Source organism: Curtobacterium sp. ME26, assembly GCF_903970945.1.
Classification (GTDB): domain Bacteria; phylum Actinomycetota; class Actinomycetes; order Actinomycetales; family Microbacteriaceae; genus Curtobacterium; species Curtobacterium citri.
On record NZ_CAJCKG010000030.1, the window covers coordinates 1 to 16,492 of the forward strand.

Below are 16,492 nucleotides of genomic sequence, written 5' to 3' on the forward strand. Positions count from 1 at the left end.
CGGTGGTCGTCGAGCCGGTCGGCCACCAGGTCGAGCCACTCCTGCACGGGGCGGCCGTACGTCTTCTCGATGCTCGGGAAGTACGAGGCGGGCCCCTTCGGCTTCGCCCCGTCCGCCGGGAGTGCCGGAGCGGGAACGCGGTGCGTCGTCATGCGGGTCACGGTAGTCGTCCGCGCGCGTCACCAGCGGATGCGGTCGAACTCCTCGCGCAGGCGTCGCGCTCGCCCCGGGTGGACCTGCTCGACCCACCCGATCCGCCCGAGCAGGTGCGCGCGGAAGTCCGGGTGGCCCGTCCGGTCCTGCGACGCAGGCCCGTGCACGGCGGCGTTGTGCAGCAGCGCGTGCAGCCGGTCGACCTCACGCCGGCCCGGGGACGGTCGGTCGTTGACGACCACGCCCGTGACGGACTGCCGGCTCCCCCGACGCCGGACCCGCGACTTGTGCGGGGCGAGGCGGTACCCCTGGTCGTCGACGATGCGGCCGACGCCACGGAGGAAGGCCTCGGGCCGCGCCGCGAGCCGGTCGCCGCCGCTGAAGATCAGGTCGTCGGCGTACCGCGTGTAGACCGCGTCGCTCGCCGCCGCCCACCCGGCGAGCCGGGCGTCGAGGTGCCGGAGCGCGGTGTTGGCGAGCGCCGGCGAGGTGGGCGCGCCCTGGGGCAGGTGGGCGACCGCCAGCGACCGACGGAGTGCCGCGCGGTCCTCGGGACTGCCGCCCGGGGGCATGCCGGTCAGCACGTGCGGCGGGACCCGGTGCGTGCAGAGCCCGGTGAGGACGTGCGCGAGCGGTTCCGCGAAGCCCGCTGCCCGGAAGACGCCGTACACGGTCGGCGCGGTGACGCTCGCGAAGAAGGAGGTGAGGTCCGCGGTGACGACGACCTGCTGCCCGGTGTGCACCGCGGCGCCGGTCACCACGCTCCGGCCGGGCACGAACCCGTGTGCGGCGTCGTGCACCGGCAGGGCGACCAGCAGCTCGTCGAGGACGGTCCGCTGGGTCCGCCGGAGCAGGTCCATCGGCTTCTCGAGCAGCCGCGGGACCCGACCGGGACGCACCACCCACCCGTACCGGAAGTGGTGGAGCGGGCTCGACGGCCCCGCGTGCCGGTTCCAGGCCCGCGTGTCGGCGAGCCAGAGCAGCCGGCCGAGCGTGACCCCGAGCGCCCGGGCCAGCTCCGGCAGGGTGTCGACGAGCAGGGGGCTGGCGGTGTCCGGACGGGCCCGGACGGCGGTGGCACGACGGGCGAGCACCCGCACCGGACGACGCGCGGCGCGAGCGCGGTGCAGTTCGGCGAGCCGGGCATCGTCGGCGAGCACGGCGGCGAGCTGCCGCGGTGCGTCCTCCGGCGGCCGCGGGTACGTGCGGAGGGCCGCGTCGACCGCGAGCCCGACGACGGCGCGCTCGACCCCGAGCACCGCCCATCCGGCGGCGGTCAGTTCGTCGGGCGCCCACCGCTCGGCGGTGAGGAACGCGTCGGCGAGCGCCGTGGCGACCTCGGCGAGGGGCGTGGGGTTCCCGGGGGACCCGTCGGTGCCTCCGTGCGGCGTCGCGCGCGGAGCGCGCCGTCCCGCTCGGGGCGTGTCGTCCTGCTGGTCCTGCGTGCCCCGGGGTGCCCCCGGAGAGGTCGACGCGTCACGCGCGCCGGCCGCCTCCCCCGGGAACTCCACGCGCTCACCCTACGGCGACGGACCGACGGACGGGAGGCTCGGGGCGGGGCCGGCACGCGCCTCCCGTCCGGCGGTCGTGGACCACACCCACGGGCGGCCGGCCGAGCGGGCAGGACACGCCGCGCGTGGTCCGCCGAGCGGGCGCGACCCGTCGTCACCCGTCGCCGACCGTGACGGATGCGGCTCGGTGACGCGGCACCGGGCCCGGCGACACAGCACCCGACCGGGTGCCGCGGCCCGGTAGCGTGACGGACGACACCGACGTCCCCCGTGAGGAGCACCATGTCCGATCCCACCGGCGCCCGGTACCGCGACCTGCGGACCGAGGAGAAGCTCGCCGTCCTGCTCGCGGAGGAACGCGAGCTCGACCTCGACGCGTTCGACCTCGACGAGGCCTGGGCGGTGGGGTCCTGGCTCCGCGCGACCGCCCTCGACCGCGGCCTCGGCGTGGCCGTCGCGGTGTCCTTCGGGGAGCAGCGGGTCTTCCACGCGGCGACGCCCGGGTCGGGCGCGGTGAACGATGCCTGGCTCGACCGGAAGTTCCGGGTGGTGCGGCACTTCGCGCACGCGACGCTCACGGTGCGGACGCAGTACGAGGCGGGCGGGTCGACGTTCGACGAGGCGGCGGCCCTCGACCCGCGGCGCTACCAGGCGGCCGGCGGCGGCTTCCCGCTGGTGGTGCGCGGGAACCTCATCGGCGCGGTCGGGGTCAGCGGCCTCGAGATGCACGACGACCACGCGCTCGTGGTCGAGGCCCTGCGCGCGCACCTGGCGCAGGGCGGTCGGCGCGCGACCACCGGCTACTGACGGCGCGGCCCGACCGCAGACGGACGGGAGGCGCGGTGCGGGTCTGCACCGCGCCTCCGGTCCGTCCGGTGGGTGGGTCAGCGACGCGGGCGGCCCAGCATGGCCGTGCCGACGACCGCGGCGATGCCCGCCCAGACCAGGGGCCGGGTGACCCGGCGACGCTTCGCGACCCAGCCACCGTCGGTGGCGTTGCCGGCGTCGGCCGGGGCGTAGAGGTTCCCGTCCGTGGGGGCGCCCCTGCCGCGCAGGGCGAAGGTCTCGACCATGGGCTTCGTGATCTTGTGGAACAGCCCCGGGAACACGTACTGCAGCGGCACGAGGGACGCCTGGATGCGCCCCACGAAGCGGTAGCGCTTCGGGTGCAGGGCGGCCTGCACGACGGCCTTGCCGGCGCGCTCGACGGAGACCGTCGGCGGCAGCGGGTGCGAGTTCTTGCCGGTGTAGTTGGCGCCGTTCTGGTAGATCGGCGTGTCGATCGTCGAGGGCAGCAGGGCGGTGAACTCGATGTCGGTGCCGGCGAACTCGTCGCCGAGGACGTCGACCAGGCCGAGGGCGGCGTGCTTGCTCGTGACGTACGCCGACTGGTACGGCGCCGAGAGCAGCGACTGGATCGACCCGACGAGCACGTACGTGCCCTTCCCGCGCTGCTTCCAGTGCGGCAGGAGCGCGGTGATCGCGTGGAGGTGTCCGTAGAGGTTCGTGTCGACGACGCGCTTGAACGCCTTCGTCGGGGTCTGCTCGAAGAGCCCGTAGATGAACAGTGCGGCGTTGCCGACGAAGACGTCGATGCGGCCGAACCGGGTGGTCGTGGTGGCGACGAGGTCCTTGACGGCGTGCTCGTCGGCGACGTCGGTGGGGATCGCGATCGCCTCGGCGCCGAGCTTCCGGCACTCGGCGGCGGCGGCCTCGAGGGACTCGTGCCCGCGTGCGGCGAGCACGAGGGTGGCGCCCTGCCGGGCGAACTCGTGGGCGGCGGCCCTCCCGATGCCGCTCGATGCTCCGGTGACGACGACGATCTTCCCGCGGAAGCGCTTTGACATGTCCTCGTTGCTACCCGGTGGCGGCTGCGGTCTCCCCCAGGACGGCGGGTGCCCGGGCTCCCGCCCGCGGTGTCGGCTCCGGTGTCGGCCGCGCTGTCGGCCGCTGACCGCAGGCTCTTCCGGACGACGTCGTGCAGGTGCGACGATGGGCCCATGCCGAAGGACGAGCTCACCGTCGAGGAAGCCACGGCGATCGCCGAGCACGCCCGCTCCGGCTCGCTGCCGCTCGAGGACCCCGAGGTCCGGAGGGTGGTCGAGCAGGCGAACCGCACCCTCGTCCGCGCGCAGATGTGGGGCGAGGACCGCAGCCCGAAGCTCCGTCGGCGCCGCCGGTGGCTCGCGGTCGGGGCCCTCGTGATGGTGCTCGTCTGGGTCGCCGGGCTGCTCGTCCCGCTCGCCCTCCGCCTCGGGCTCTGACGGGGGCGCCTGACGCGCTGCCGGGCCGTGGACGACGTCGTGCTGCGACGATCCGTCCTGGACAGCGAGCGCGGCGGCGCGCCCGGCCCTCGGAGTGGGGTTGCTCCCGCGGGCCGCACCGAGGTTGACTCGATTCCGTGACGAGCACCGCGGACCGCCCGTCGTCGACGCGCACGTGGACGACCACCGTCCGCGACGACACGGGTCCGATCGTCCTCGCGGGCATCCGGACGTCCTGGGCCCCGCTGGCGAAGCAGACGCTCATCACCGCGCTCGTCGTCGGGGCGGCCGTCGCGAGCAGCCTGTCGCCCTGGCTCCTCGTGACCTCGGCACCCTGGATGTGGACCGGTGTCGCGATCGCCGTCGCCGCCCTCGCGGCCGCAGCGGTGCCGGCGCGGTGGCCCGGCACCATGCGCCTGGAGCTCCTCGTCCCCGCGCTCGACTTCTTCGCCATCGGCCTGCTCCGGTACGGCACCGGCGACAGCCGGTCGGTCTTCACCACCATCGTGGTGCTCCCGCTCATCTGGGTCGCCGCGAACCCCGGCCGGTGGAACGTCCTCTGGCCGGTGCTCGGGACCGCCGGGGCACTCCTGCTGCCGTACCTCATCGCACCGACGGAGGCGCAGGGCAGCGAGTTCGTCCGCCTGTTCACCGTGGTGATCGTCTTCGGCGCGACCGCCGCCGTGACGAACGAGCTCGCGCGCCAGGCGAGCCTGCAGCTCGCCGCGGTGCAGCGCCGTCGCCGCGTGGCCGAGGGCGAGATCGACCGGGCCGCCCTGGTGCAGCAGTCGCTCCTGCCGACGACGACCGCCGGCCTGCCGGACGAGGTCCGCGCGGTGGGCGTCTGCATCCCGGCGCGGACCGTCGGCGGCGACTTCTACGACTGGTTCGCGACCCCCGGCGGTGCCGCGTTCACCCTCGGGGACGTCATGGGCAAGGGCGTGGGCGCCGGCATGATCGCCGCGGCCGTGCGCTCGCTCATCCGGAGCACCGTCGACGAGACCGACCCCGCCGTCGCGGTCCGCCGTGCCGCGACCGGCCTCGCCACGGGCGCCGCCGACCTCACCAGCGGCCAGTTCACCACGTGCTTCCACGTCCGCGTCGACCGCGACGGCCACGCCCGCTGGGTGGACGCCGGGCACGGGCTCACCCTCCTCCGGGGTGCCGACGGCAGCGTCCGACCGCTCCGGTCCGGACACCTGCCGATCGGTGTCGGCACGAGCTGGACGGCGGAGGACACGTTGCTCGTGCCGGGTGACGTCATCGTCGCCGTCAGCGACGGCGTGCTCGACCTGTTCGGCGGCGACCTCGACTCGCTCGACCGCTTCGAGGCGTGGGTCGCCGAGCATCCCGATCCCCAGCAGGTCGTCGCCGGCATCGCCGACCTGGCCCACGCCGGCGAGCACCCGGACGACGTCACGGTGCTCTGCGTCGCCTACCGGCCCTGACCGCGGCCGCGTGCCCCCCGAACTGCGGACTGGCGGTGGCGCGCCCGGCGGGTGATGATCCAGTGCCCCGTCCGTTGGCGGGTCCGCCGACCCGGGACGACCTGATGACGAACGACCCCACGCCCGCGCACGACGACGCACCCTCGGTCCACCGCGACGACCTCGGCCGACGCCGCTTCCTGACGCTCGGCCTGACCGGCGCCGCCGCTGCGACCGCCGCCGCCGGTACCGTCCTCGGCGCCGGCGCACCCGCCGAGGCCGCCACGAGCGGTGGCACGCTGCTCGCCGCCGACGAGTTCGACGGCGCCGCGGGCAGCGCTCCGAACCCGGGGATCTGGCGCTTCGACACCGGCGCCGGGGGCTGGGGCAACGCCGAGCTGCAGACCTACACCGACTCCCGTCGCAACAGCGCCCTCGACGGCGCCGGCAACCTCGTCGTCACCGCCCGCCGCGAGGCCGACGGCTCGTACACCTCCGCCCGTCTGAAGACCGAGGGCACGTTCACCGCGCAGTACGGCCGCATCGAGGCGCGCATCCGGATCCCGCGGGGCCAGGGCCTGTGGCCGGCGTTCTGGATGCTCGGTGCCGACATCGGCCAGGTCGGTTGGCCCGCGTGCGGCGAGATCGACGTCATGGAGAACGTCGGGTACGAGCCAGCCGTGGTCCACGGGACGGTGCACGGCCCCGGGTACTCCGGGGCGCAGGGGCTGACGGCGTCGTACACGCAGCCGAACGGTGCTGCCTTCGCGGACGACTTCCACGTCTACGGAGTCGACTGGCGCCCCGGCTCCGTCACGTGGACGGTCGACGGCGTCGCCCGTCGGACGGTCACCCGCGCCGACGTCGGGTCGGCGCCGTGGGTGTTCGACAAGCCGTTCTTCGTGGTGCTGAACGTCGCGGTCGGTGGCACCTGGCCGGGGTCGCCGGACGCGACCACCCGGTTCCCGCAGCAGATGACCGTCGACTGGGTGCGCGTCTGGCAGCAGTCCTGACGGACGGGAGGCGCGGGGCCACACCGCCACGCGCCTCCCGTCCGACGGCGGTCAGCGACGGGTGCGGGCCAGCAGCCAGAGGTAGGTCGCGTGCCCGACCAGGGCCAGACCGAAGAAGACCGCGCCGACCGCGTAGACCCGGTCGAGTTCGCCCTGCCCGATGACGAGCATCACCACGCAGAACAGCACGGCGGCCGCGAGCACACCCACCTGGATCGTCGACCAGATGCGACGGAAGCGGGGCATGCCGGAGTCGTCCACGGACCCATTCTGCCGCAGGCCGCCCGGGGTCACTCCTCGGACTCACCCCGCGGGCTCACTCCCCGGGATCACTTCTCGGGGTCGTGGCCCCAGTTCATGAGCGACCAGCGCCACTTCGAGTCGTGGGAGTCGCCCTTCGGCTCCTGCTTCAGGTGCCGCGCCACGTACCCGACGACCTTCCGCATGTGCGCGTAGTCGTCGTCCGTGTAGTCGCCCTGCTTCTTCTCGAGGATGGCGACGATGTGCCGCCCGCTCTCGTGCCCGGTGGACTCGCCGCCGCCGTCCGGCTTCTGCCCGACCTCCTTCGACTCGTCGGTGTCGAGCCACTCCTTCAGCTGGGACGCGGTCATGTTGACGGCGTCGGCGAAGTCGTCGCGGGTCTGCTCCTCGTCGTGCTGGTCGTCGCTCATGCGCGTCAGCGAACGCGCCGCGCCTGGGCGGGTCCGCAGCACCCGCTGTCCCCCGGTGCGGTGCGCAGACCGGACGGCGCTCCGCGAGCGTCCAGGGCCGTGCGCGTTGTGTGTCCCCCGAACACTCCACGACAGGAAAGCGAGAGCGACATGCGCGCAGTGGTCTGGCACGGCATCGGGGACATCCGTCTCGACGAGGTCCCGGAACCCACCATCCAGCACCCGGAGGACGCGATCGTCCGGATCACCCGCAGTGCGATCTGCGGCACCGACCTGCACTTCGTGCGCGGCACCATGGCGCCGATGCAGGAGGGCACGATCCTCGGGCACGAGGCCGTCGGCGTCGTCACCCAGGTCGGCGACGCCGTGCGTGGCTTCTCCGCCGGCGACCGCGTCGTCATCAACTCGACCATCTCCTGCGGCGCCTGCCGGTACTGCCGGATGGGCAAGACCGCGCAGTGCGACGTGGCGAACCCGAACGGTCCCCAGGCGGGCACGAGCTTCTTCGGCGGCCCCGAGTCGACCGGTCCGGTGAACGGCCTGCAGGCCGAGTTCGTCCGCGTGCCCTACGCCCGCAACACGATGCACCCGCTGCCCGAGAACGTCAGCGACGAGCAGGCGATCCTGCTCTCCGACATCTTCCCGACCGGGTGGTTCGGCGCCGAGCTCGCCGGGGTCACCCGCGGTGACGTCGTCGTCGTGTTCGGTGCCGGCATCGTCGGCCAGTTCGCCGCCGCGTCGGCCTACAAGCTCGGCGCCGCGCGCGTCATCGTCGTCGACGGTGAGGAGACCCGTCTCGCCGCCGCGCTCGCGCAGCACTGCGAGGTCGTCGACTACAACCGCGAGGACCCGGTGCAGGCGATCATGGACCTCACCAACGGCATCGGTGCGGACGCCGTGATCGACGCCGTCGGCGTGGACGCCGAGCGCCCGAAGCGAGGCCCGGCCGCGGTCTCCGAGGAGCAGGCCCGGCAGTTCGACGCCGAGGTGCAGCAGGTCGCTCCCGACGCGTCCCCGGACGGCTTCGGCGAGCAGCAGCAGTGGAAGCCCGGCGACGGCCCGTCGCAGGTCGCGCAGTGGGCGGTCGCCTCGGTCGCGAAGTACGGCCGCATCGGCATCATCGGCGTCTACGGTCCGACCGCGCAGTCGTACCCGATCGGCGAGGCGATGAACAAGAACCTGACGATCCGGATGGGCAACTGCGACCACCACTCGGTGACGCCGCCGCTCATCGACCTGGTGGCGTCGGGCCAGATCGACCCGACCGCGCTCATCACCGAGCACGAGCCGATCGGCTCGGCGATCGAGGCGTACGAGGCCTTCGACCGCCGCGAGCCCGGCTGGGTCAAGGTGGAGCTGGAGGCGACCCGATGAGCACCTCGCCGGTCGACCAGTACGCCTTCGGCGACCCCCGGAGCCGCTACCCCGACGTCTCCCCCGAGCCGCAGACGCAGGAGGAACCGGGGCTGCAGTCGCAGATGACCCCGGTGCCCGACCTGGGCGAGTCCAGCTACCGCGGGACCGGGCGGCTCGAGGGCCGCAAGGCCGTGATCACCGGAGCGGACTCGGGCATCGGCGCCGCCGTGGCGATCGCCTTCGCCCGCGAGGGTGCCGACGTCGTCCTGGCCTACCTGCCCGAGGAGCAGTCCGACGCCGACCACGTCGTCGAGCAGATCGAGGCCGCGGGTCGCAAGGCCGTCGCCGTCCCCGGGGACCTCCGCGACAAGGCGTACGCCGGGCAGCTCGTCGAGCGCGCCGTCGCCGAGCTCGGCGGGGTCGACGCCCTCGTCAGCGTCGCCGGCAAGCAGCGCTGGCAGCCGGACCTGCTCGACATCACGGACGAGCAGTTCGAGGCGACCTTCGACGTCAACGTCTTCGGCCTGTTCCGCCTCGTGAAGGCCGCGCTGCCGCACCTGCAGCCGGGCTCGACCGTCACCACGACGGCGTCCATGGAGGCGTACCAGCCCGCTCCGGACCGCCTCGACTACGCGGCGTCGAAGGGCGCGATCAACAACTTCTCGAAGGGCCTGTCGCAGCTGCTCGTCGAGCGCGGGATCCGCGTCAACATCGTCGCCCCGGGCCCGACGTGGACCGTCCTGCAGCCGAGCGGCGGCGTCGACCCGGAGTCACTCCCCGAGTTCGGCAGCAGCGAGTCCCCCATGGGCCGTGCCGCCCAGCCCGCCGAGCTCGCCCCGGCGTACGTGTTCCTCGCCTCGCAGGAGTCGAGCTTCGTCGCCGGCGAGACCCTCAACGTCAACGGCGGCATGGTCACGCCGTGATCGGGAATGCCGGACGGCCGTCCGGTGTCGAACTGTCCACACCACATGCGAAGGAGCACTCATGAGCCTCGACCTCCACGAGGGGACCGGCGTCGACACCGAGCGGCACTGCGTCCCGACCAGCACCCTCAAGGGGCTGCACGACGACCAGCAGGAGCCGGCCTTCGGCCGCTGGCTGGGCCAGATCAACGGACACCGGTGATCTGATGCTCCACGGCACGCCGAGGGCGTGACGACGGACGGGAGGCGCGGTGCCGGCTGACACCGCGCCTCCCGTCCGTCCGAGGTCGGTCAGCCCGCGGCGCCGCTGATGTTGACGAGCCAGGTGACGCCGAAGCGGTCGGTGAGCATCCCGAAGGTGTCGCCCCACGGAGCCTTCGTCAGCGGCTCGATGACGGTCGCGCCCTCGGCCAGCCCGTTCCAGTAGCCGGTCAGGCGCTCCTCGTCGTCACCGCTGAGCGACACCGAGATGCGGCTCTCGGTCGGCGTCGGCATGCTCGCCGGGGCGTCCGAGGCCATGAGCAGCAGCCCGGCTTCGGTCTGGATCTGTCCGTGCATCACCTTGTCGGCGTCCGCGGGGTCCTGCGCCATGCCGCCCTCGGCGAAGGTCATCGACTTCAGCTCGCCACCGAGGACGCCGTGGTAGAAGTCGAGCGCCTCGCGCGCCTGGTCACGGAAGCCGAGGTAGGGGTTCAGGAAGACGGACACGGGTGCTCCTTCGGGTCGGGCGGACTCCGCCGTCCGCGTCGGCACGATCATGGCAGACGGCCGTGCCCCGTGGTGGTCGGACCTCCTGCGCCGGTCGGACGCGTGAAGTGGACGTGCACCGGCGGGACCGGCCGGTACCCGTGACCGCGGTACGGCACGGCGGACACCGGGTCAGTCTGGACGGAGCCGTCCGACCGGACGGACCACCGACGAGGAACGGAGACGACCCGTGCGACCGAACCTCGCCGCCCTGCACGCCGAGCCCCGGGAGTGGCACCGTCGCGGCCTCCGGCACCCTGACGAGATCGCGTCGATGGTGCACGCGCGGCTGCTCGCCGACCTGCCCGCCGACCCGTGCTACCGCGACTTCTTCGTCACGTCGTGAGCGTGGGTCGTCAGAGATCCCGGAGCATCCGACCCGCCACGGCGTCGTTCCAGGACGTCGTCGCACCGGCCTCGGCGGCGATGTGCATGCCGACGTGTCCGGCGTCGAGTCCACAGCGCCACCGGTCGAAGACGCTCATGCACAGGGACCGGCCCGACCGGGTGGGCGGGACGACCGGCGCGTCCGGAGGCGGACCGGCGGGCTCGTCGTGCGGTGGTGCGGTCGGGGGTGTGGCGGTGGTCTCGTCGTGCATGTCACCAGTGGGACGTCCCGCGACGCCGATGTGTCACGAACCAGGCCCGTCGACCGCGCCCGGACGCGGACGCGGACGCGCGCTGCCGTCGCGGTGCATGCTCGGAGTGGACCGGCCCGTCGGCCGGCGCTCGACGGACGGAAGGCGGCGATGAGCGGCGGAGGACCCCTGCAGGACGCCTCGGACGCGACGCTCGTCGCCCGTGCGTCCGACGGTGACGTCCCCGCGTTCGAGGTGCTCGCCCGGCGCCACGGTCCGCTCATGCGCGTGTACGCGGAGCAGGTGCTCGGCTCGAACGACGAGGCCGACGACGTCGTGCAGGAGTCGTTCCTGACCGGTTGGCGGAAGCTCGGGGACCTCGAGGACCCGGGGCGCTTCCGACCGTGGATGGTGCAGATCGTCACCCGACGAGCGCTCGACCGGCTGCGGCGCCGTCGACACCACGACGACCTCGACGCGGTCGAGCGTCCCGCCGACCCGCGACTGACGCCGGAGCGTACCGTCGAGACCAGGATGCAGCTCGACGCGATGTGGGCGGCACTGGAGCGGATGCCGGTCGACCAGCGACGGTGCTGGCTCCTGCGGGAGACCGCCGGGCACAGCTACCAGCAGATCGCCGAGGAACTCGAACTCCCGACCTCGACCGTGCGGGGGCTCCTCGCCCGGGCACGACGGTTCCTCTCCGCGGAGATGGAGGGATGGCGATGACGGACGACGACCTCCCCGTGCCCGACGACGACCTCGACGGACACACCATGGAGGAGCTCGCGGACTACCTCGACCGCGGCCGGACGCCAGTCGACCCGTCCATCGAGGGCTCCGCCGCCTGCCGACTCGCCATGGCCGGCATGCAGCGACTGCGCGAACTCTCGGTCGGCGCCCTCGAGCGGCGCGCCGACTCCGAGCGCGACCGGGAGTCCGGTTGGGTCGACCGACTCCTCGACGCCATCCGGGCGGAGGTCCGCCCCGGCCGCGACGTGCCCGTGGCGCACCCGGACCCCCGACTGCGGCTCGCGCTGACCGAGGCGGCCGTCCGCGGGCTCGTGCGCCGGGCCGGCGACACGATGGGCGGCGTCGTGATGGGCCGCTGCGTCCTCGAGGGCGACCTCGAGCAGCCCGGCGCCACCGTGCGGATCGACGTGACCGCCGGCCTGGCCTACGGCGAGCCGGCGGAGCCCACCGCCGAGCGGCTCCGGCGCGCCGTCGCCGAGACCGTGGAGTGGCACACGGGACTGGTCGTCGAGGCCGTCGACGTCCGCTTCGACGACGTGTACCTGCCCTGACCCGGCGACCCTGAGACTCCGACCGACCCTGACACGAGTACCGACCCTGAGGAGTGCGGATGGACGACGAAGCGATCGCGCGCACCCTGACCGAGGCCGTCCGGGCGGTGTCCGGCGTCACCGGCGTCTACTCGGCACGCCCGCTCGCGGCCGCCGCCGGGGCGGTCGCGGAGGCCGTCGCACCGGCGCTGACGCTCCCGGAACCGGACGTCCTGGTCGACGTCGACCGCGGTGGCGGACGCGTGCACGTCAGAGCCGGCATCGCCGTCTCCGGCGAGCGCCCGGCCTGCGACACGCTCCGCGTGGTGGGCGAGCGTCTGCGCGACGCGCTGGACGCGGCGGTCCGGCCGTCGGCGGACCTGGTCAGCGTCACCGTCCGGCTCGTCGAGGACCCGGTGCGACCGGCGTCCTGACCGGTCGTCGCACCGGGGAGTGCGGTGACCCGGTGGCGGACGGGAGGCGCGGTGTGGGCCCGCGCCGTGCCTCCCGTCCGGCGGGTGGGGACGCGGTCGTCGTCGGCTTCCTGACCGTCAGCGACGGCACCGGGCCAGGATGGCGTCGTGACGGACTCCGGTACCCCCTCCCCCGACCGCACGGTTCCCCACGACCGTCGTCTCGGTCGGCGCGACCTGACCGAGTGGCGGTCCCGTGCCGGGCAGCGGCTGGCCGCCCGACACCGCGGGCTCGCCCAGCGGGTCGGAGCCCACCGCGCGCTCGTGGTCACGCTCGCGGTCGGCGGTGGCATCGCCCTGGCGGCGACGGCGGGTGCGGCGTGGATCTACGACGGCGTGACCGGGCGCGACGGCATCGCGAGCCTGGACCGTCCGGTGCTCGAGCAGGCGAAGCGGCTCCGCTCCCCCGCCGTCGACGGTACCGCCGCCGTCATCGCGCGCGTGTTCGGTCCGGTCTCGATGCCGGTGCTGGCCGTCGCTTCGGCGGTGGCGTTCGCCGTCCGGGAGCGCCGCGCGAGCCCGGTGACGCTGCTCGTCGCCGCGGGCGCGGGCTCGCTCGCGATGACCCTGCTCGGCAAGGACCGCATCAAGCGGAACCGGCCCCGCCGCCGCGACGCCGTCCCGCCCTACGAGCGCTCCCCGTCCTTCCCGTCCGGCCACACGCTGAACACCACGACGATCGTCGGTGTCATCGCCTACCTGCTGGCGCTTCGGCAGGAACGCACCGGGCCCCAGGTCGCACTGGCCGGGGCCGCCGCCGGGACCGCCGTGACGGTCGGGCTGTCACGGGTCCTGCTCGGGGCGCACTGGTTCACGGACGTCGCCGTCGGTTGGGTCACCGGCAGCGGGTGGTTGTCGCTGCTGATCACGAGCCACCGGCTCTTCCTGAGTGCGCAGGACGACGACACGGTCGGGGACTGACCGGAGACGGGTCCAGCGATCAGTGGACGGCCTCCAGGGCCACCTGGTCGTGCCGCTCGGCTGCGGAGCGGTGCCCTGGGTAGCGGAGGCCGGCGAAGTACGTGTTCGTGTGTGCCACGACCTGCTCGCCGGAGATGACGACACCGTCGTGCGCTGTGTCGGTCGTGGTGTGCGCGTCCGACACGAGGGTGACGTCGTACCCCCGGACCGCCGCAGACCGGGCGGTGGTCCGGATGCAGTGGTCGCTCTGTGCTCCGGCCACCACGAGACGCTGGACGCCGAGGGCCTGCAGGACCTCCGCGAGGTCGGTCGCCGCGAAGGCGTCGCGGTACTCCTTCCGGACGAGCGGCTCGTCCGCCCGACGTTCCAGCGGTGCGGCGAGGGCCCAGTCCGCGCTGCCCTCGGGGAATCCGCCGTGGTCCTGCACCCAGACCACCGGCACGCCGCCCGAGCGAGCCCGGTCGACGAGGTGTGCGGTCCGTCGGAGGACTCCGTCCACGTCGAAGCACCCCCGGACGACTCCGGCCTGCAGATCGATGACGAGGACCGCGCTGGTTGCCGACACGGGGACATCCTCGCAGCCGGCCGCATCGTCCGCGCGGGCGTTCGGTCGCTCGGTCGCTCGGTCGCTCGGCCCCGAGGGGTGTGGTGCCGGCTGTCCCGGCACGACCGGAGCGGTCGCGCCGGTCGGGTGCGACACCGGCACCACAGAACCGTCCTACCGGACGACGGACCGGTGCCTCGCCGGTCTACCCGACGACTGGGGTAGACCGGCGCGGTCCTGTGGCGAGCGCCCGCCGTGCCTCCAGCAGCGGGCAGCGGGGTATCCGGCGATGCCATGAGAGGGGTCCTGGCACCCCCTGGATCAGCAGGGCGCTCCCGGAGACAGCGTCCCTCCGGCACGATCAGTGCTGACCCCGACCGCCCGGAGAGAGCAGACCACCATGGACACCACCGCCCGCACCGTCCTCGTCGTCGGAGGGACCTCGGGCATCGGCCTGGGGCTCGCACGCCGCTTCGCCGACGCCGGCTCGACCGTCGTCGTCGGCGGGCGCGACACCACCCGCGTCCTCGACCTCGAGACCGTCGTCGTCGACGTGACCGATCCCGCTTCGGTCGACCGGGCTCGCGACGAGGTCCTCGCGGCGCACCCCGACCTCGACCTCGTCGTGACGATGTCGGGCGTGATGCTGCTCGAGGACCTCCGCGACCCCGCCCACATCGACGCGGCGGAGGCGACGATCGCGGTGAACCTCCTCGGGACGATCCGCGTCCTCGACGCCTTCACCCCGCACCTCGTCGGCAGGGGGCGCGGCGACTTCATCACCGTCACCTCGGGGATCGCGTTCATGCCGTTCCCCCTGATGGCCACCTACGGCGCGTCGAAGGCGGCGGTCCACTCGTACTCCGTCTCGCTCCGCGCCCAGCTGGCCGGGACCGGCGTCCGTGTCACCGAGCTCGTGCCCCCGGCCGTGGCCACCGCAGGGCAGGAGCAGCTCAACCCGGCGGCGCTGCCGCTCGAGGCGTACCTCGACGAGGTGATGGGCATCCTCGCCGAGGACCCGTCACCGGACGAGGTCGTCGTCGAGCGGGCGCAGGCACTGCGCTGGGCAGAGCGCGACGGCACCTGGGACGAGCTCCTCGAGCAGCGGTCGCAGGCGCTGCGCACTCTGCCCGGCCGCTGACCGTCGGCAGCGGTCACGCGACGGACCAGCAGAGCCACCCGGACAGTGGACGTAGCGGGATCTGGATGACTCGTACCCGACGCCCGGCGGGAGCCGGTGCGCCGCCGCGTACCGTCAGCGTGGTCGGAGCATCTGCGCCGCCGCCGCGCGAGGGCCAGGAGCCACGACCGATGATCCACACGACGATGTACGTCAGCACACTGCACGACGAGCTGGACGGCGGTGCACTCGAGGCGTTGCTGCAGAGGAGCCGGACACGGAACGAACAGAGCGGGATCACTGGCTTGCTCATCGTGCAGGGGCGGCGGGTGGTGCAGATGCTCGAAGGCGAGCAGCACCTCGTGCGGCGTCTCTACGACCGCATCGCGTCCGACCCGCGGCACCACGACGTCATCACCGTGTGGGACAGCATCACGCCTCTGCGGAGGTTCCCGGACTGGTCCATGGCCTTCGACGACCTCACCGGGCCGGCGGGTCCGCTGCAGCAGGACTGGGCAGCAGGGCCGGGCGATGCGCAGGGCTCCGGGCTGCCCTCGGAGGACGTCGCTCATGCCCGCCGACGCGAAGCCGCCCTGCGTCGCGCACTGGTCAGCGGTGAACAACTGGTGGTGAGCCTGGCGATCATCCTCCAGGGGCATCGCCCCGACCTCGTCCTCACCAGGGCCGGCACCGCGCGGTTGCGCTGCGCCGAGTGCCACGACGTGTCGGACGGAGGCCGGTACCCGTGCAACACCGCTCGGAACGCGTTGTGGGCGATCGAATCGACGATGCCGCGGGAGCCGATCGCCAGTCGAGACGGCTGGGATGCTCGTGGAGGCCGTGGTTGATCGTCGGGTCACACACGGACGAGGATGAGCAGTTCGTCCCTTCCTCCGACGGATCACCACGCAGCTCGCTCACGTCGACGGCCCGGACATCGTGACCATCGAGATGACCGGGTCGCACTCGCGGGACGACCTGCGGACGCCGAGGAAGCGCTTCCGTCCAGTGGGCCCTGCCGGGATCGAACCGACGACATCCACGGTGTAAACGTGGCGCTCTACCAGCTGAGCTAAAGGCCCCTGCTGTCGATCCTAGAGGGTCTCCCGACCCGCGGCCCCCGGCCTTCGACACCTCACCGGGGCGGTCCCGCCGACGATCCGCCATGCTGGCACCGTGCCGACTCCCCCGCTCGCCCCACGTCGCACGCCCGATGACCTTCGCGGTCTGCGGGTCGCCGGCACGGTCCTGCTCGCGCTCGCGGTCCTGTCCTGGGCCGCGTCCGCGATCTGGCTGCGAGCGACCGCGGGCGCCGAGGGCGGCGTCGACTTCGGACCGATGTGGCTCGTCCTGGCCGCCCTGTCCACCGGTGTCCCGGGACTCGCGTTCCTCGCCGCAGCCGCGACGCACCGCGACCGCCAACGCGACCGCAGCAGCGACCGCCAGCGCGACGGCGCCCGCGGCAGCGCCCGCGCGCACAGGTCACCCGACGGCGCCGGACGCTGACC

The 16,492-nt window shown here is 73.6% G+C and carries 23 protein-coding genes and 1 tRNA gene; 15 read left to right on the top strand and 9 right to left on the bottom strand.

Going from position 1 to position 16,492, the window contains the following annotated elements; genetic code table 11:
• Positions 1–152 (bottom strand): DUF4287 domain-containing protein (locus H7A69_RS11995; protein ID WP_182047220.1); only part of this gene is annotated, 152 nt, incomplete at its 3' end.
• A 27-nt stretch (positions 153–179) separates the two neighbouring features.
• A complete protein-coding gene (locus H7A69_RS12000; protein WP_182047221.1) occupies positions 180–1,664 on the bottom strand; it encodes a reverse transcriptase family protein in 1,485 nt (494 codons plus the stop codon).
• A 282-nt stretch (positions 1,665–1,946) separates the two neighbouring features.
• Between H7A69_RS12000 and H7A69_RS12005 the strand changes: the two genes are divergently transcribed.
• A complete protein-coding gene (locus tag H7A69_RS12005) occupies positions 1,947–2,471 on the top strand; it encodes a heme-degrading domain-containing protein (RefSeq protein ID WP_182047222.1) in 525 nt (174 codons plus the stop codon).
• Positions 2,472–2,548: 77 nt separating this feature from the next.
• On the opposite strand, the gene H7A69_RS12010 is transcribed toward H7A69_RS12005, so the two are convergent.
• Complete coding sequence (locus tag H7A69_RS12010) at positions 2,549–3,511, bottom strand: SDR family NAD(P)-dependent oxidoreductase (protein WP_182047223.1); 963 nt, start codon at positions 3,509–3,511, stop codon at positions 2,549–2,551.
• A 153-nt stretch (positions 3,512–3,664) separates the two neighbouring features.
• Here H7A69_RS12010 and H7A69_RS12015 point away from each other — a divergent pair, with 153 nt between their 5' ends.
• The 3 genes from H7A69_RS12015 (at position 3,665) to H7A69_RS12025 (ending at position 6,368) form a co-directional block, all read left to right on the top strand.
• Positions 3,665–3,928, top strand: coding sequence for a hypothetical protein (locus H7A69_RS12015; protein WP_069711065.1), 264 nt, complete (start codon positions 3,665–3,667; stop codon positions 3,926–3,928).
• Between the two features lie 137 nt (positions 3,929–4,065).
• Positions 4,066–5,376 carry a PP2C family protein-serine/threonine phosphatase gene (locus H7A69_RS12020; RefSeq protein WP_182047224.1) on the top strand — a complete coding sequence of 437 codons (1,311 nt, stop codon included), beginning with the start codon at positions 4,066–4,068 and terminating at the stop codon, positions 5,374–5,376.
• Between the two features lie 104 nt (positions 5,377–5,480).
• Positions 5,481–6,368, top strand: coding sequence for a family 16 glycosylhydrolase (locus H7A69_RS12025; RefSeq protein ID WP_182047225.1), 888 nt, complete (start codon positions 5,481–5,483; stop codon positions 6,366–6,368).
• Positions 6,369–6,419: 51 nt separating this feature from the next.
• On the opposite strand, the gene H7A69_RS12030 is transcribed toward H7A69_RS12025, so the two are convergent.
• Together H7A69_RS12030 and H7A69_RS12035 are read right to left on the bottom strand one after the other, a co-directional pair.
• A complete protein-coding gene (locus H7A69_RS12030; protein ID WP_182047226.1) occupies positions 6,420–6,629 on the bottom strand; it encodes a hypothetical protein in 210 nt (69 codons plus the stop codon).
• Positions 6,630–6,697: 68 nt separating this feature from the next.
• Positions 6,698–7,039 (bottom strand): DUF3140 domain-containing protein, encoded by a 342-nt coding sequence (locus H7A69_RS12035; protein WP_182047227.1) that lies wholly within the window; start codon positions 7,037–7,039, stop codon positions 6,698–6,700.
• 150 nt (positions 7,040–7,189) lie between these two features.
• Between H7A69_RS12035 and H7A69_RS12040 the strand changes: the two genes are divergently transcribed.
• The 3 genes from H7A69_RS12040 (at position 7,190) to H7A69_RS12050 (ending at position 9,520) form a co-directional block, all read left to right on the top strand.
• Positions 7,190–8,413, top strand: coding sequence for a zinc-dependent alcohol dehydrogenase (locus H7A69_RS12040; protein ID WP_182047228.1), 1,224 nt, complete (start codon positions 7,190–7,192; stop codon positions 8,411–8,413).
• Complete coding sequence (locus tag H7A69_RS12045) at positions 8,410–9,318, top strand: SDR family oxidoreductase (protein ID WP_182047229.1); 909 nt, start codon at positions 8,410–8,412, stop codon at positions 9,316–9,318. The genes H7A69_RS12040 and H7A69_RS12045 overlap by 4 nt, the downstream gene beginning before the upstream one ends.
• 61 nt (positions 9,319–9,379) lie before the next feature.
• Complete coding sequence (locus H7A69_RS12050; protein ID WP_182047230.1) at positions 9,380–9,520, top strand: hypothetical protein; 141 nt, start codon at positions 9,380–9,382, stop codon at positions 9,518–9,520.
• A gap of 89 nt (positions 9,521–9,609) precedes the next feature.
• On the opposite strand, the gene H7A69_RS12055 is transcribed toward H7A69_RS12050, so the two are convergent.
• Positions 9,610–10,026: a VOC family protein gene (locus H7A69_RS12055; protein WP_182047231.1), complete on the bottom strand. Its 417-nt coding sequence runs from the start codon at positions 10,024–10,026 to the stop codon at positions 9,610–9,612.
• A 229-nt stretch (positions 10,027–10,255) separates the two neighbouring features.
• Here H7A69_RS12055 and H7A69_RS12060 point away from each other — a divergent pair, with 229 nt between their 5' ends.
• Complete coding sequence (locus H7A69_RS12060) at positions 10,256–10,411, top strand: hypothetical protein (protein ID WP_182047232.1); 156 nt, start codon at positions 10,256–10,258, stop codon at positions 10,409–10,411.
• A 10-nt stretch (positions 10,412–10,421) separates the two neighbouring features.
• Here H7A69_RS12060 and H7A69_RS17515 read toward each other — a convergent pair whose 3' ends face one another.
• Positions 10,422–10,550, bottom strand: a complete 129-nt coding sequence (locus H7A69_RS17515; protein ID WP_259346207.1) for a hypothetical protein — start codon at positions 10,548–10,550, stop codon at positions 10,422–10,424.
• A 264-nt stretch (positions 10,551–10,814) separates the two neighbouring features.
• Between H7A69_RS17515 and H7A69_RS12065 the strand changes: the two genes are divergently transcribed.
• The 4 genes from H7A69_RS12065 to H7A69_RS12080 all read left to right on the top strand — a co-directional run bounded on the left by H7A69_RS12065 (position 10,815) and on the right by H7A69_RS12080 (position 13,320).
• Positions 10,815–11,372, top strand: coding sequence for an RNA polymerase sigma factor (locus tag H7A69_RS12065; RefSeq protein ID WP_182047233.1), 558 nt, complete (start codon positions 10,815–10,817; stop codon positions 11,370–11,372).
• Positions 11,369–11,947 carry an Asp23/Gls24 family envelope stress response protein gene (locus H7A69_RS12070; protein ID WP_182047234.1) on the top strand — a complete coding sequence of 193 codons (579 nt, stop codon included), beginning with the start codon at positions 11,369–11,371 and terminating at the stop codon, positions 11,945–11,947. The genes H7A69_RS12065 and H7A69_RS12070 overlap by 4 nt, the downstream gene beginning before the upstream one ends.
• A 59-nt stretch (positions 11,948–12,006) precedes the next feature.
• Positions 12,007–12,360: a hypothetical protein gene (locus H7A69_RS12075; RefSeq protein ID WP_182047235.1), complete on the top strand. Its 354-nt coding sequence runs from the start codon at positions 12,007–12,009 to the stop codon at positions 12,358–12,360.
• Positions 12,361–12,507: 147 nt separating this feature from the next.
• Positions 12,508–13,320, top strand: coding sequence for a phosphatase PAP2 family protein (locus H7A69_RS12080; RefSeq protein WP_182047236.1), 813 nt, complete (start codon positions 12,508–12,510; stop codon positions 13,318–13,320).
• A gap of 19 nt (positions 13,321–13,339) precedes the next feature.
• Here H7A69_RS12080 and H7A69_RS12085 read toward each other — a convergent pair whose 3' ends face one another.
• On the bottom strand, positions 13,340–13,885 hold the full coding sequence (locus H7A69_RS12085; protein WP_182047237.1) for a cysteine hydrolase family protein: 546 nt from the start codon (positions 13,883–13,885) through the stop codon (positions 13,340–13,342).
• 379 nt (positions 13,886–14,264) lie between these two features.
• Here H7A69_RS12085 and H7A69_RS12090 point away from each other — a divergent pair, with 379 nt between their 5' ends.
• Positions 14,265–15,005, top strand: coding sequence for an SDR family oxidoreductase (locus H7A69_RS12090; protein ID WP_182047238.1), 741 nt, complete (start codon positions 14,265–14,267; stop codon positions 15,003–15,005).
• Positions 15,006–15,175: 170 nt separating this feature from the next.
• A complete protein-coding gene (locus tag H7A69_RS12095) occupies positions 15,176–15,832 on the top strand; it encodes a BLUF domain-containing protein (RefSeq protein ID WP_182047239.1) in 657 nt (218 codons plus the stop codon).
• Between the two features lie 161 nt (positions 15,833–15,993).
• Here H7A69_RS12095 and H7A69_RS12100 read toward each other — a convergent pair.
• Positions 15,994–16,066 (bottom strand) — tRNA-Val (locus H7A69_RS12100).
• Between the two features lie 94 nt (positions 16,067–16,160).
• On the opposite strand from H7A69_RS12100, the gene H7A69_RS12105 reads away from it, so the two are divergent.
• Complete coding sequence (locus tag H7A69_RS12105; protein ID WP_182047240.1) at positions 16,161–16,490, top strand: hypothetical protein; 330 nt, start codon at positions 16,161–16,163, stop codon at positions 16,488–16,490.
• Positions 16,491–16,492 lie beyond the last annotated feature (2 nt).

Bases quoted from the DNA above. Each gene is read 5' to 3' on its own strand.
- H7A69_RS12065 (WP_182047233.1), top strand. From the start codon at position 10,815: ATGAGCGGCGGAGGACCCCTGCAGGACGCCTCGGACGCGACGCTCGTC.
- H7A69_RS12095 (WP_182047239.1), top strand. From the start codon at position 15,176: ATGATCCACACGACGATGTACGTCAGCACACTGCACGACGAGCTGGAC.
- H7A69_RS12025 (WP_182047225.1), top strand. From the start codon at position 5,481: ATGACGAACGACCCCACGCCCGCGCACGACGACGCACCCTCGGTCCAC.
- H7A69_RS12075 (WP_182047235.1), top strand. From the start codon at position 12,007: ATGGACGACGAAGCGATCGCGCGCACCCTGACCGAGGCCGTCCGGGCG.
- H7A69_RS12090 (WP_182047238.1), top strand. From the start codon at position 14,265: ATGGACACCACCGCCCGCACCGTCCTCGTCGTCGGAGGGACCTCGGGC.
- H7A69_RS12050 (WP_182047230.1), top strand. From the start codon at position 9,380: ATGAGCCTCGACCTCCACGAGGGGACCGGCGTCGACACCGAGCGGCAC.
- H7A69_RS17515 (WP_259346207.1), bottom strand. From the start codon at position 10,550: ATGAGCGTCTTCGACCGGTGGCGCTGTGGACTCGACGCCGGACACGTC.
- H7A69_RS12070 (WP_182047234.1), top strand. From the start codon at position 11,369: ATGACGGACGACGACCTCCCCGTGCCCGACGACGACCTCGACGGACAC.
- H7A69_RS12040 (WP_182047228.1), top strand. From the start codon at position 7,190: ATGCGCGCAGTGGTCTGGCACGGCATCGGGGACATCCGTCTCGACGAG.
- H7A69_RS12010 (WP_182047223.1), bottom strand. From the start codon at position 3,511: ATGTCAAAGCGCTTCCGCGGGAAGATCGTCGTCGTCACCGGAGCATCG.
- H7A69_RS12045 (WP_182047229.1), top strand. From the start codon at position 8,410: ATGAGCACCTCGCCGGTCGACCAGTACGCCTTCGGCGACCCCCGGAGC.
- H7A69_RS12005 (WP_182047222.1), top strand. From the start codon at position 1,947: ATGTCCGATCCCACCGGCGCCCGGTACCGCGACCTGCGGACCGAGGAG.
- H7A69_RS12035 (WP_182047227.1), bottom strand. From the start codon at position 7,039: ATGAGCGACGACCAGCACGACGAGGAGCAGACCCGCGACGACTTCGCC.
- H7A69_RS12015 (WP_069711065.1), top strand. From the start codon at position 3,665: ATGCCGAAGGACGAGCTCACCGTCGAGGAAGCCACGGCGATCGCCGAG.